The sequence below is a fragment of the Paenibacillus sp. GSMTC-2017 genome (assembly GCF_016019935.1).
Lineage (GTDB): Bacteria > Bacillota > Bacilli > Paenibacillales > Paenibacillaceae > Pristimantibacillus.
In genome coordinates this window covers 57,609-74,057 of the sequence record NZ_JAECMT010000003.1, presented here as the reverse complement: position 1 = coordinate 74,057, position 16,449 = coordinate 57,609, and the positions used below count along the sequence as shown (strand labels likewise).

The 16,449-nt window shown below is 45.2% G+C and carries 1 protein-coding gene; it reads right to left on the bottom strand.

Going from position 1 to position 16,449, the window contains the following annotated elements; translation table 11 throughout:
- Positions 1-103: 103 nt before the first annotated feature.
- On the bottom strand, positions 104-16,387 hold the full coding sequence (locus tag I6N90_RS12360; RefSeq protein ID WP_197935932.1) for a non-ribosomal peptide synthetase: 16,284 nt from the start codon (positions 16,385-16,387) through the stop codon (positions 104-106).
- Positions 16,388-16,449 lie beyond the last annotated feature (62 nt).

Here is a 16,449-nt window from a genome sequence, read left to right as displayed (position 1 = left end):
GGAAATCATCCTCCTCAAAGTGGTCTTCCACATCACTTCATTCAGCAGGATGAGGATCACTTGCATACATCCGTATCATCCCGCTGAATGAAACCTATTCCTTTTACTTGTTCCTGTTCGTTAAAACAATGTCACCGACGTTTTTTTCATTGCCCTTGCCTGTAGTCATTTCTTCAATGATTTCACCATAATGGCGAGCCATATCTATTATTGTTTCGTCATGGAAAAGATCCGTTGCATACTCCCAATTGACTATAATCTGACCTTCGTGTTCTACCGCCTCTAGCGTCATATCAAATTTACTAACCCCTTGCTCAAACGGCAGAGGATCAAAGATCAGATCACCAGCTTGCAGGGCAGAACGCTCCATATTTTGCAAAATAAACATTGTGTCAAACAGCGGGTTTCGTCCTTGATTCGGTGTTATAGCCAATTGATCCACCAAATCTTCAAATGGATAATCCTGATGTTCCAATGCTTGAACAATATTTCCTTGCAGTTCTGTTACATATTCACCAATTAATCGTTCTGCCTGCGGGCGAATCCGAATGGCAACTGTATTAATGAACATACCGATCAACCCTTCAGCATCGACATGTCCCCGTCCTGCTACTGGCGTTCCGATGATGATATCCTCTTGTCCGCTATATTTGCCAAGCAGTACGGCATACGCTCCAAGAAGGACGGTATATAGTGTAGTCCCGCGCTCCCTTGCCAACTTATTAGCTGAAGATGACAACTCCTTGTTCAGAACGAACCTGTACTTACGCCCATCATAAGAAGGTATTGCAGGTCTATCCTTGAGTGATGGCAGATCAAGAACAGGAAGTTCCCCTGAGAAAATATTGCCCCAATAGTGCTGATGCTTCTCGTACAGTTCTCCGCTCATTTTCTCCTCTAGCCAAGCCGCATAATCGCGGTATTGCACTCTAAGCTCAGGCAGCTCATTATCGCTGTAAAGCTGAGTCAATTCATGAAGAAGAACACTGACAGACATTCCATCCGTTACAATATGATGCATGTCCAGAAGTAATAAGTGGCGCTCCTCTTCGAGTGGCAGTAGCTGCGCTCTTATCATTGGACCTGTCGCCAAATCAAACGGTCTAATGAAGCGAGCCATTAGCTTTGTAACCGTCTCATCCAGCCCCTTCTCAGACAGTAACCTCTTCGCAGTCATCTTCGCCCAAACATTCCCGTCCAGCTTGAATGGATAAGGATCTCGAATACGTTGTCTGAACTCATCCCCCTCGTAGTGGAATGTCGTGCGAAGTGTTTCATGTCTAGCAATTAAACTAGTAAATGCCTTCTCTAATCGATCCACGTCCAGCTTCCCTTGCAGTGAAACCGCAAATGGAACATGATACATCGTTGCATCGCCAGAGATCATTCCTAGTACATATTGCCTTCTCTGCGAGCGAGACATCGGATAATGATCGTGATCCTCTAGCTTTGGAATCGGTTCGTATACATATTTATGACTACTGTCAATAACAAGACTAAGCTCTTCAAGTCTCGCATGTTGGAATAGCTCCCTTAGCGGCAACTGCACACCGAACTGCTCCTGTATTCGACTAACAAGTGCCGCTGCTTTTAACGAATGGCCGCCAAGTTCGAAGAAATGATCTGTAGCCCCAACCTCACTTACATGGAGAAGTTCCTCCCATAGTTTTGCAAGCTTTCGCTCCGTCTCGCTTCTTGGTGCTACATAGAGATGTTCGCTACGTTCCGCAGGCTGCGGTTTAGGCAACGCTTTGCGATCAATCTTGCCCGTTGGCGTGAGCGGAATTGAATCAACCGTCATCACATAAGTTGGAATCATATAAGCTGGCAGCAAGCCTCCTAAGTAGAGTTGCAATTCAGTAGCTAACGTCACTGAACGAACAACTACATATGCGCATAACGCATATTCACCATCGGCTTCCTGTAGAGCTACAACGACTGTTTCCTTCACTTTTTCATGCCGCAAAAGCTGTTGTTCCACTTCACCGATCTCAATACGGTGTCCACGTATTTTCACTTGATGGTCACGGCGACCTACATATTGGAATTCTCCACTATTAAGCCTGCGACCAAGGTCGCCTGTTCGGTACATCCGCTCACCATTCCGGAATGGATTCGAAACAAACGCTCCTTCATTCCACTCGGGATGACCGAGGTAGCCGCGACCTACTCCTGCTCCGCCGATACATATTTCTCCGATTACGCCTTGCGCCACGAATTCAAGATTGTGGTCGAGCACAACCATGCCAGCACCTGCTATTGGAGAACCAATTGTAATCGTGTTACCAAACGTCACTTCGCGTATCGATGTCCAAACGGTCGTCTCTGTTGGACCATATAGATTAAAGATTCGAGCGTCGGTCGTCTGACGTAATCGATCAAGTAGTTGAACCGTTAACGGTTCAGCACCGATCATTACTATACGAAGTGACTTCAGAGTATCTGTCCTGCCAACTTGCGCCATCCACCATTTGAAGCGAGATGGAGTAATTTGCAGAACGTCAACGTTATGTCGGTTAATTAGACCTTCCAGCAGAAAAGCGTCATTGCGCTCTTCGTCGCCTGCAAGCACAATCCTCATTCCCATGGATAGTGGAAGCAAACTCTCCACAATGAAGATGTCAAACGAAACAGTCGCCATTGCAAGAATGCTTTGCCCTTCTGCAAATGGAATCCGATCACGGAAGCCTCTTACGAAGTTAGCGAGTCCTCGGTGCTCGATCATCGCTCCCTTCGGTCTTCCCGTTGAACCAGATGTATAAAGCACATAGGCAAGCTGTTCTTGCTCGATAAACAAATCAAGATTAGTGAATCGCTCATCGTACATATCTGAATCATCCAAGTACCATTCTTTAAGCGCTGTACGAACTCGCCCGGCATATTTCCGCTCCGTCAGAAGCAACTGCTCACCGCAATCTTCGAGCATCCATCCGATTCGCTCTTCTGGATAAGATGGATCGATAGCGACATATGCCCCGCCTGCTTTCAATATACCAAGGATACCTACGAATAGATCAGGTGAACGATCTGCCATCAAGGCAACAATGCACTCTTCTCTAACTCCAAGGTCACGTAGCGTATGAGCTAATCGGTTAGCACGTTCATTCAATTCACCGTAAGTCACCGTTTCTGATTCGAACTGAATCGCTATTGCAGTTGGATTGTTAGCTGCTTGGCGCTCCATTTCTTGAAGCAGGTTCTCCCAGTGGGCATGTTTGCTAGGCTGGTCAAAGGAAGCAAGTAACTCTCCCTGCTCTAACTCATTCAGCAATTCTAGTTTCCCAAGTGTACGCTCCATACTTCCCGCTTCCGTCATACTCCGCATTAAGGCAGCGTAATGAACAGCCATTCGAGCAACTGTTGCGTCTTCAAAAAGAGATGTCGCATATTCTAGACTCATTTCGATATGCTCTCCATTTTCTACCGCTTCGAGAGTTAGGTCGAACTTGCTGACGCCTTGTTCGAAAGACTTAAGCTCGAATGTAAGATCGTGAGCTTCTAACGTCGTACGCTCCATATTTTGCAAAATGAACATCGTATCGAACAAAGGATTGCGGCTTTGATCTTGCTGGATATCCAGCTTCTCTATTAAATCCTCGAATGGATAGTCTTGATGTTCAATTGCCTTCACCACATCGCTATGCAGTCCTGCTATAAATTTGCCTACGCGCATTGCTGAGAGAGGACGACTACGAATGGCTACTGTATTAACAAACATACCGATTAAACCTTCTACATCATGATGAGTTCGCCCAGCAACTGGCGTTCCTACTACGATGTCTTCTTGTCCGGTATATTTGCCTAGCAGAGCAACGTACGCACCTAACAAAATGGTGTACAGTGTAGTTCCTTGTTCTCTAGCTAGTTTCCTTACCCCATTAGAAAGTTCAGCATCGAGCATAAAGCTGTACTTTCTTCCTTCGTAATTTAAAATCGCTGGACGTGGTTTATCTGTCGGCAGTGAAAGCACTGGCAGCTCGCCATCGAATGTTTCTAACCAGTGGCGTTCATTAATAACATTAACTTCGCTCACCAATTGCTCCGCTTGCCAAGCTGCATAGTCACGATACTGTATCGCAAGCATAGGCAACTCATTACCTCTGTATAATTGTGATAACTCCCTTACTAAAACAGTTACAGATACACCATCCGTTACAATATGGTGCATATCTAACAAGAGCAGATGATGTTTATCCGCTATCGCAATACATGTAGCCCTCAGTAAATGCAAGTTTCCAAGATCAAATGGTCTCACGAACGTTTGCATGACGTTACCGATAAGGGTATCGATTGGCATTTCATCGGAGCTGCTAGTACAATCGATGGTTTCCAATTTGAAAGCTACCTTCGCATGTATGCGCTGACGGAAATCATCCCCTATGAGATGGAACGTAGTTCGTAAACTTTCATGCCTAGCAATTAATGAATTGAACGCTCTTTCTAACAGGACTACGTCGAGTTCACCCCTCATTTCCAAAGCAAATGGAACGTTGTAAATCGTCGTTTGTTCCGTTATTAATCCCATTACATATTGCCTTCTTTGAGCACGCGACATCGGATAATGTTCTCTATCAGCTTGACGCGGAATCGGCTGATATATCTGAACTTTATCTCCATCAATGATCCCTGCAAGCGATGAAAGTGTCGGGTTTTGGAATATGTCTCTCAATGCAACTTGTAACCCAAAGTGCTCCTGTACTCGGCTAACAAGTAAAGCCGCCTTCAGCGAGTGACCGCCAAGCTCGAAGAAATTGTCCTCTGCTCCAATATCAACTCTTTTCAACAGATCTTCCCATAGAGGGGCTAACTTGCGCTCGGTATCCGTTGTTGGTGCGATATAGGATCTAACGTCTCGCTCCGCTTGTTCAGGTTTAGGTAAAGACTTGCGATCTACTTTACCAGTTGGTGTAAGAGGTATAGCGTCAATCAATAACACATATGCCGGTATCATGTACGCAGGCATACTTGCACTTAAATAGTTGCGTAGCTCGGACGGTAGCGTGGTCGGCTCAGAATCCGTAACGATATAGGCACAAAGTGCATATTCGCCATCGTCTTCCTTTAGTGAAACTACAACCGTTTCCTTCACGCTTTCGTGGCGTAGCAATTGTTGCTCGATTTCACCTATTTCAATACGATGTCCTCGTATTTTCACTTGATGATCACGGCGCCCAACGTATCGGAACTCGCCACTTGCAAGTCGCAAGCCCAGATCTCCCGTCCGGTACATGCGCTCGCCTTGCCGGAATGGATTAGGCACGAATGCTCCTTCGTTCCACTCAGGATGACCGAGATATCCACGTCCAACACCAGCACCGCCGATACATAATTCCCCAACAACTCCGCCTGGCTGCAATTGCAGATTATTGCCTAATACCACCATTCCCGCACCTGCTATTGGTGTTCCAATCGTAATATGTTCTCCGTTTGTCACTTCACAAATTGAAGTCCACACTGTCGTTTCCGTTGGACCGTAAAGGTTAAAGATTCGTGCATTAGTAGCGTCGCGCAAGCGATCAAGAAGCTGTGCAGTTAGCGGCTCAGCTCCAATCATCAATACGCCGAGCGCCTTTAGAGCATCCGTCCGTCCCACCTGTGCCATCCACCACTTGAAGCGTGAAGGTGTAATTTGGAGAACATCTACCTCATGGCGTACGATCAAGTCTTGCAACGAGAAGGCGTCATTTCGCTCTTCCTCATCTGCAAGTACAATTCGCATACCAGTCGATAGTGGAAGCAAACTCTCTACAATAAAAATGTCGAACGAAACGGTCGCCATAGCCAAAATGCCTTTGCCTTCTGTAAAAGGTATTCGCTCACGGAATCCTTTAACGAAGCTCGCTAGTCCACGATGCTCGATCATTGCACCTTTTGGTCTGCCCGTTGAACCAGATGTGTAGAGCACATAAGCTAATTGCTCTTGTTTTAGCGGCTGATTAGGATTTGTGCTGAGCCCCTCATACATGTCGGGATCATCCAAATACCATTCCTTAATGGCTGTAGGCACTCGTCCAGCATATTTACGCTCAGTCAGAAGCAATTGCTCACCACAGTCTTCGAGCATCCAATTGATTCTTTCCACTGGATACGATGGATCAATCGCGACATAGGCTCCGCCAGCTTTCATAATGCCAAGGATCCCAACGAATAGATCCGTGGAGCGGTCAGCCATAAGTGCAACGATACATTCCGATCCTACTCCGCGATGAATCAACGTATGAGCTAAACGGTTGGCACGTTCGTTTAATTCGCTGTACGTTACTTTCTTCTCACCAAACGTAATAGCGATTGCATCTGGCCTTTTGACTACTTGCTCTTCTATCTCCGCAAGTAAACTTGTCCAGTTAGTTCTATCTTCGGAATAGCTATCACTACTGAACGAAGCGAGCAGTTCTAATCGTTCATGATCGTCCAGCATATCCAGTTGCCCAATCGTTTTCTCTGCATGGCCTGAAGTTGTAAGCTCTCGTACAACCGTACAGTAATGCTGTGCCATCTTCAGCACAGTTTCTTCTTCGAACAGAGCAGTGGCATACTCTAAGCTGAGTTCCAGTTGCCCCGCATGCTCAACCGCTTCCAGCGTGAGGTCAAACTTGCTGACACCAGGCTCGAACGGCTGCGGTTCAAAGATTAGCTCCCCTGCTTTAAGCACTGACTGCTCCATATTTTGCAAAATAAACATCGTATCGAACAATGGATTGCGACTTTGATCTTGCGGAACGTCCAGCTTCTCTACCAAATCCTCAAACGGATATTCCTGATGCTCCAGCGCCTTCAACACTTCGTCATGCACCTTCGCGATATATTTTCCGACCTCTTGCTCAGCAAGCGGCTTACTCCGAATCGCTACCGTATTAACAAACATGCCGATCAATCCTTCTACATCGGCATGACTTCGACCGGCAACTGGTGTACCGACAACGATATCCTCTTGTCCGCTATATTTGGCAAGCAGTACATAGTAAGCAGCGAGTAGCACTGTATAAAGGGTTACACCCTTCTCACGCGCAAAAGAATTAGCATTATCCGTTAACTCAGCACCCAATGTAAATGCGATTCGTTTTCCCTCGTAACTTTGCGTAGCTGGCCTTGTATAATCTGTTGGCAAATCCAGTACCGGTAACTCTCCAGCAAAAGTAGTCATCCAATGTTTTTCATTAGCCTCATACGACTCTCCACTTAACTGACCGTCCTGCCAAATGGCATAATCCCGATACTGTACGCGAAGCTCTGTGAGCACATTACCGCTATATAGTTGAGACAATTCATTTACTAAAACTTGAGTAGACATACCGTCTGTCACAATATGATGCATATCAAGCATCAACAGATGGCACTCGTGATCAATGGAATAAATTCCAGCCCGCAGTAGCGGAGCCTTTTCCAAGTCGAATGGTTTCATAAACCGCTTTGGATCAAAGGATGAACCGTCATCCACTGTGATCTTTTCAAGTACAAACGCTACATCTCCATGTACAATCTGTCTAAACTCACCTTCCGCAAAATGGAACGTCGTTCGCAAGCTCTCATGCCTAGCGATAAGCGACTTAAATGCTTTCTCCAGTTGTTTAATATCCAACTTACCGCGAATTTGCAATGCAAATGGCACATGGTACATCGTTGTATTGCCAGCAATCATCCCAAGCATATATTGCCTTCTCTGAGCACGGGACATCGGATAAAATGGTGCTGCTGCTTGCCTAACAATCGGCTGATGTTTCTCTACTTGCTCAGAGCTTATAAGATTAGCGATAGACTCTACTGTTGGATAAAGGAACAATTGTCTAAGCGGCACATGTACGCCGAATTTTTCCTGCAACTTGCTTACTAAAGCAGCAGCCTTCAAGGAATGTCCGCCTAGCTCGAAGAAGTTATCGCTGACTCCTAAATTGTCTACCTGCAACAACTCTTCCCAAAGTGAGGCAATGAGTCGCTCCGTCTCATTTCTTGGAGCAATGTGCTCACGCTGATCCCTTTCGGCAGGTTGCGGCTTCGGCAACGCTTTCCGATCTACTTTCCCTGTTGGCGTTAGCGGTATCTCGTCAATAGTCATCGTGTACGCTGGGATCATGTATTCTGGTAGACTAGCAGCTAAATAGCGACGCAGCTCCGATGCTAGTAAAGCTATATCGGAATCTACCACCACGTAAGCACATAATGCATATTCGCCGTCGGTTTCTTTTATTGCAACAACAACCGCCTCTTTTATATGCTCATGCCGTAATAGTTGCTGCTCCACCTCACCAATTTCGATCCGATGACCGCGTATTTTCACTTGATGATCGCGGCGGCCAACATACTGGAACTCACCCGTTACCAATCTGCGGCCTAGATCGCCAGTACGATATAAGCGTTCACCTTCTTGGAATGGATTCGGAACAAACACTCCTTTGTTCCATTCTGGATGTCCAAGATAACCTCTTCCAACGCCAGCTCCGCCGATACAAATTTCACCTACGATGCCAACTGGCTGCAATTGAAGCTCGTCATTCAGGACGATCATCACCGCGCCATCAATTGGCGTACCTATAGAGATGTTCTCACCGCTTGTTACTTCGAAGATAGATGTCCATACTGTCGTCTCTGTTGGTCCGTATAAGTTAAAGATCCGTGCATTTGTTTGTGCTCTTAACCGCTCTAGTAATTGTCCCGTAAGAGGCTCTGCTCCGATCATCAGTACGCTAAGTGATTGCCATACATCCAATTGTCCGATTTGCGCTATCCACCACTTGAATCGTGACGGAGTTATTTGAAGAACATCTACTTTATGACGCTCCATTAAACCTTGCAGTAAATAAGCATCGTTACGTTCTTCTTCGTTAGCAAAAACGATCCGCATACCTTTCGATAATGGAAGCAAGCTCTCTACGATGAAGATGTCGAATGATACGGTTGCCATTGCAAGTATGCTTTGACCTTCAAAAAACGGTATCCGTTCAGAGAACCCCTTCACGAAGCTCGCTAATCCGCGATGCTCGATTAACGCACCCTTTGGTCGTCCCGTCGACCCAGACGTATATAGCACATAAGCAAGATGGGATGGCCCATTGATCAATTCTGGATTGGAACGATCAACATGATATAAATCCGCATCATCCAAATACCATTCCTGTACAGCAGTAACCACTTTGCCCGCATATTTCCGTTCCGTCAGCAGCAATTGCTCGCCACAATCTTCCAGCATCCATCGGATTCGCTCTTCAGGGTAAGATGGATCAATAGCAACATACGCCCCGCCTGCTTTCAAAATGCCCAGTATACCGATAATAAGCAGCGGTGAACGATCTGCTAATAAAGCTACAATACGTTCCGGTCCTACTCCTCGTCTTTGAAGCGTATGAGCAAGTGCGTTCGCCCGTTCATTTAGTTCACGATAGCTGAGCGTTTCAAACCCGAATACCAAAGCCGCTGCATCAGGAGTTCTAGCTGCTTGCTGCTCGATTTCTTCCACAATGCTCTTCCATTGTGGTTGCGGTTCCCCAGTCGATGCTGATACTGAGAGCAGCAACTGACGTTCAGTCTCATCTAACAGTTCAATTCCACCAATCGAACGTTCTGCCCCTTGATCAGCAGTCATCTCCATCACAATGGCGCAATAATGTTGTGCCATCCGTTCAATAGTCTCTTCATGGAACAGACTTGTCGCATACTCCAAGCTAAATGAAATGCCCCACTCGTTTTCAACTGCTTCAAGGGTCAAATCAAACTTGCTCACTCCAGCATCAAATCGTTGTGGTTCAAACGTTAGTTCACCTGCCACAAGAGCAGCTCGCTCCATATTTTGCAAAATAAACATCGTATCGAATAGTGGATTGCGACTCTGGTCTTGCGTAAGTCCTAATTGCTCCACTAGCTCTTCAAGCGGATACTCTTGGTGCTCAAGAGCTCGCAATACATCATCGTGTAATCCTTTCACATATTGACCAATGGCAAGCGTTTTTAGTGGACGACTCCGAATAGAGACTGTATTCACGAACATGCCTATAAGTCCTTCTAGATCAGCATGAGTCCGGCCAGCGACCGGTGTTCCTATAATGACATCTTCTTGTCCGCTATATTTGCTAAGCATTACAGCATATGCACCTAGTAGAACGGAATAAAGTGTCGTTCCTTGCTCCTTAGCCAACCGATGCGCACGCTCTTTTAGCTCTTTGTCTACTGTAAAAGTGAATCTTTTTCCTTCGTAGTTCTGTACCAATGGACGAGGTTTGTCTATAGGCAGTTCAAGTACTGGCAGCTCCCCTTCATATAAGTCCATCCAATAACTTCCATGCGCAGCTAAAGATTGTCCACTTAAACGATTCTCTTGCCATACCGCGTAATCTTTAAATTGCACCCGCAGTTCAGGCAGTTCAGCACCACTGTATAGCTCGATAAGCTCCCGAACCAGCAAGCCCATCGATACACCATCCGTAACAATATGGTGCATATCCAACAACAGTAACTGTCGTCCCTCTTCTAGCTCCATTAGTCCTGCACGCAGCAATGGCAAACTTCCCAGTTCGAATGGGCGAATGAAACGACTCATCAACACCTCTACTAAACCGTGAACCGTTCCTGCGTTAGAACTAGTGACCCACTTCGCTGAAGTGGCTTGATCAAGGGAACATCTCTCAAGATCAAATTGACCATGCTCATGAATGATTTGCTGGAATCCCTCATTCTTATAATGGAACGTCGTTCGCAAGCTCTCATGCCGATCGATCAGTTTATGGAATGCCTTCTCGAGTCTAATAGCATCTAGTTCTCCCGTAATTTGTAGAGCGAATGGAACATGATACATCGTTGCTTCTTCAGAAAGCATCTGCAGTACATATTGCCGTCTCTGAGCGCGAGACATCGGATAATGTTCTCGCTCCTCTTGTCGCTCAATTGGGTGATAACCTCTTTGTGAAGAGAGTTGATCCCCCTCACTTTGAATTCCCTTACCTTCATTACTAATTTTTTGAGCTAGTTGTGCTACAGTTGGGCAATCGAACACTGTTTTGAGCGGCATTGCTATACCAAACTTCTCTTCGATTCTGCCCGCAAATACTGCTGCCTTTAACGAATGACCACCTAGTTCGAAGAAATCATCAAATACTCCAATTTGATTGATTCCAAGAACACTTTGCATAACTTCTGCAACTTTAAGCTCCAACTCCGTTCGCGGAGCTATCGCATCTATATTCACTTGCATCCCTTCGAGAGGTTCTGGCAACGCTTTGCGATCCACCTTGCCATTTGGCGTTAGCGGAATCTCTTCTATTGGAATAAAGAAGGACGGAATCATATAATCAGGCAACTTGCTCTTTAGAAAACTTTTTAATTCATGTCGCTGGGTCGCACGATTCGTAACGATATAAGCGCAAATTCGCTTATCACCGTCTTCATTTTCATGAGCAATGACGACAACTGCATCGATAGCTTCATGCTTCTGCAACTGCGTCCCTATTTCTCCAAGTTCAATTCGTATTCCCCTAATCTTCACTTGGTGATCCATTCGGCCCAAATACATTGCGTTACCGTCAGGCAGCCACTTTGCAAGATCGCCAGTCCGGTACATCATGCGCCCTGGTTGAAGCGGATGAGCAACAAATTTACTAGCAGTCAATTCTGGTTTATTTACATACCCTAGTGCGAGTCCGTTACCGGCAATACATAGTTCACCAGGTGCGCCCAGTGGAGCTGGTTTATCTCCATAACCTAAAATATGAATATCAACGCCATGCATCGGTCCACCAATCGGTACATTTACACCGCGTGTTTTCCCGGGCTGATACACATACATATTCGAGCAGACCGTTGCTTCGGTTGGGCCGTATCCATTAATGATCTTAATCATTGGATTCAAGTGGACAAACATTTCTAATGTTTCGTCTCGTATCGGTTCAACACCCACTAACATCTTGTTCAGACGCAGTTGTCCAGTTGATTTCCTTAACGCTTCCGCCACTTCCTTCAGCAGCATTGGCGGAAGATATGCCGATGTCACTCCCTCTTCCACGATAACGGATGCAAGCTGCCTTGCATCAAGCAGTTGTGGCTCAGGGTAGAGTACAACGCTTGCCCCAAACATTAATGGCATAAACAACTCGCTCACACTTACATCGAAAGAAATGTTAGTCAAGCTCAAACACCGATCTCGCTCATCAAACTCTCCGCCATAGAACTCCCGAAGAGAGTAACCAAAATTGAAGAAGCTCCGATGCGGTACCATAACCCCTTTAGGCTCTCCTGTCGAACCCGATGTGTAGATCACATACATCAGATCGTCTACGGAACTAACAGATACAAGATTACTAACGTCGCTATCCATCTGAGATTTCTCTTCGCTCGTTAATAACAGTTGATTGATGGGCAGGGCTGTTTCTAAATCTGTATGGATCTGATCCGTAAGCAATAATGTTGTCCCGCTGTTCGTTAACATGTACGTAATGCGCTCAAGCGGGTAATTCGGATCGATTGGCATATATGCCCCGCCAGCTTTCATAATGGCAAGCATCCCTGTCAACATTGGGATGGATCGCTCTGCCATTACACCTATTATCGAATGATGCACAACCCCATTTTGTTGCAGCTTTCGAGCAAGGACATTTACCTTTTCATTAAGCTCACGATAAGTAAGCTCCTGACCTCTACAACTTACAGCTATCGCATCTGGAACACGCTGGGCTTGTTCCTCGAAACAGGTATGAATACTTTTAGGCTGCGGGAACGAAGCGGGTCTGCTTCCAAAGTCATGCAGTAATAGCTTGTAATCTTCAGGCGAATACATTTCACATTCGCCAAGTGTTTGCTCAGGATTGCCCACGACATTCCTCAGCAGCGAAACATAATGTTGCATAATCTTTTGTACCGTCTCTGAGCGGAACAAATCGGTACAATATTCAACGACAAGTCGAATTTCACCATCAGATTGCTCAACCGCTTGAATCATCAAATCGTATTTAGCTGTTCCATGAACAAATCGCTCATGTTTATACGTTAATGTCTCTCCAGAAAAGTTTGGAATGTGCAAATTTTGCATAATAAACATCGTATCGAAAAGGGGATTACGACTAATATCACGTCGATCCATATGCAGCGCAAGCTCCTCAAATGGATATTCCGCATTTTCATATGCTTTAACAGATGTCTCTTTTACTTCCTCCAGAAATTGAAGAAATGGCTTATTAGCTTCTGGATATCCTCGAAGTACAAGCGTTCCTACAAACATCCCAACGATAGACTCTACTTCATGGCTGACACGACCAGCTATCGGCGTACCGACAGCAATATCTTCACCACCAGTATATTTAGCTAGAAGTGTGTAATAGGCTGCAAGTAGTACCATAAAGAGAGTCGCTTCATTCCCTTTCGCAAGGTTGCGAATGTGTTCACTTAATTCAGCATCTATATAGAGATCAAACGTCTCGCCATGATTACTTTTAATTGGTGGACGAGGAAAGTCAGTAGGTAGCTCCAGCACTGGCCATTCCCCGCGGCACTTATCATGCCAATATTGCTTTTGTTTCTCCATCCGTTCTGTTTGCAGTTGTTCCGCCTGCCATGCAGCAAAATCTCGATAGTTCAGCTTAAGAGGCTCGAGTGTTACACCTCGGTATAACGTTATTAACTCTGAGAGAAGAATACCTGCCGAAAATCCGTCAGAAACGATATGATGCATGTCCAAAAAGAGGACATGTTTTGTTTCATTTATTGTAAGAAGCGCTGCCCGCAATAAAGGAGCTACCTGTAGATCAAACGGGATGTATAAACGTTGCAAAGTCTCATCTACTTCATCCTCAGAAACGTTCAACCTTGTAAGTTTAAAATTGACTTCATCACGTATAAATTGTCGTATTTCACCCTCTACTACAGTGAATGATGTTCGGAGCATCTCATGCCTTTCTACTAAAGCACGGATAACTTCCTCTAAACGATCCCCGCTAATTTCCCCCTCTATATGCAACAATTCAGGTAAATTGTAGCTTCTATCCTCTGGAAATGCTTGTTGCTGTAAATACATGCGCCGCTGCGGGGATGAAATAGCGTAATGTTCCTGCACTGCAATTGCTGTAATGGATACACGTTGCGTTTGTTCTTGATCCAATCCTTCTTTACACCGATTTTCTAAAAGTTTAGCAAAGGATCGTAGTGTCGATTGTCCGAGCAAATCCATCACTTCCAAACGAACTTCCCAGCTATCACTTAATCGATTAACGATTCGTAGAGCAAGGATAGAGTCGCCACCAAGTTCGTAGTAATTGGATGAACTATGAAGCTCTTTGTAGCCAAGCAGATCGCCCCATGCATTTGCAACGCTTTGTTCAACTACTGATGTACATCCATCCAAGAGCAAAACAGTGTTGCCAAGAGAACTTGATTGAGGTGAAAGCTGCAACTTCCTTCTCCAGCCCTCAATGGTTGCTAACATCTCTTCACGCAACTCATCATCTATACTGCCATGTTGTAACATTTCTTCAATCGACGAAAGGGGTGTTTGGTGTTTTGGAGCTGACTCATCTACCCAACATGGATGTTGATCAAACATATATACGGGAAGTGAAATTCTTCTCCGCTTTTCTTCATGAAACAGTTGTTTCCAATCTACTTTGGCGCCAGATGTATATTGAATCGCTAACTGAATAGCCGCATCATATTGTCCTTCACCATTCTTTGTAGTTCTAGCGAAGGACTCTAGTACTTGTCTATCCATTTCTTTATCTAGAGCTACTCCAACATTTTCTCCAAAAAATAAATTCGGATCAGTTGACTCAGACAACTGATCTACATGAAGACTATTAATTAGTTGCTGTAGCTCATTGCGAGTCGTTACAACTGCAGCCATACGATAGCTATAGTGGCCACGACCTGTGCTTGCTGTAAAACATAAATCTCTTAAATCCCATCTATTGTCAGCATGTTCTACCATCCATTTTTGGTAAGCAACGATTGCACGCTGGAGCGCAGATTTGGTCTGGGCAGACAGACTAAAGACCGCCACTTTGCGGGACGCTTCAACCTCATCTTCGACTTCACCAACAACTTCAACTTCGGGCGCTTCTTCCAAAATGACATGGCAATTCGTTCCGCTCATACCGAATGCACTTACACCACATCTTCTCTTGCCGCTTTCATCACTCCATGGCGCAAGCGTGTTGTTAACATACACAGGTGAATCTATAAATGAAATTTTCCGATTCGGATTATGGTAATGCAATGTTGGTGGGAGTTGCTTATTTACAAGTGATAAAACACCTTTAAGTAGGCCAACGATACCTGCCGCATGATCCAAATGACCAATATTGCTCTTAACAGAACCAATGGCACAAAATTGTTTTTTGTCCGTATAACGGCTGAAAGCCCTTGTAATACCGTCTATTTCAATAGGATCTCCCAAGGAGGTTCCTGTTCCATGCGCTTCCATATACGTAATACTTTCAGGATTAATTCCAGCATCCTGCCAAGCACGTATAATAACATCCTCCTGTGCGAGTGCATTCGGAGCAGTAATGCCGATAGAGCTGCCATCTTGATTCATCGCGCTCCCCTTAATAACGGCATATACATGATCCCTATCCTGCATCGCCTTCGCAAGCGGTTTAAGCAAAAGAGCAACAACCCCATCACCAATACCCGTACCATCTGAGGAGTCATCGAATGGTTTGGCCCTATTATCGCTTGATTCAATACCTAGCCTTATACCAATGTCTAACGGAAGCAAGTTAAGCTTCACACTTCCAGCAATCGCAGTATCACATTCACCACTACGGATTGATTGGCATGCTAGATGAACAGCAACAAGCGATGACGAGCAGGCTGTATCTACACTAATCGCCGGACCTCGTAAGTTAAGTAAATACGAAATACGACTTGCAATCATCGAGCTCAAATTACCTGGCGCAGCCAGAGCTAGCGCCTCAGGATTAACGGTTTCAATCATTCTTTTGTAATCATGTATAACGTCGGCATTATGTCCAATAAAAACCCCTGTTCTAGAGCCATGGAGAGCATCGCCGCCATACCCTCCATCCTCTAGAGCATGCCATGCTGATTGCAAAAACAATCGTTGGTTCGGACTCATTAACGAAGCTTCTTTTGGTGATAATCGAAAAAAGGAATAATCAAAAGAGGAAATATCCTCTAAATAAGCACCATCAAAGATTGAAATCGATTCATACATCGACTTAATTCTACGTAAATAAGGCTCGAGCTCCCTCTTCCGAGCTTCAGGAAATACATCTACACAGTCCATGCCATCTTGCAGCACTTTCCAAAATTGTTCATGTGTCTCTGACTTTGGTAGCTTGGCGGAAATGCCGACGATCGCAATTTCTTGATTGTCAGTTTCCAATACTCCGTCGCTAACCTTCGCGGGCTCACGTTCCTCATTTTTAGCTTCCAACAAATCCAATTGAAACATGCCGCACACTCCTCCTTAGCTCTGTTTACAGTCGCTTTTGATCGTTTGACGGGTTCAATAAT

Bases quoted from the DNA above. Each gene is read 5' to 3' on its own strand.
- I6N90_RS12360 (WP_197935932.1), bottom strand. From the start codon at position 16,387: ATGTTTCAATTGGATTTGTTGGAAGCTAAAAATGAGGAACGTGAGCCC.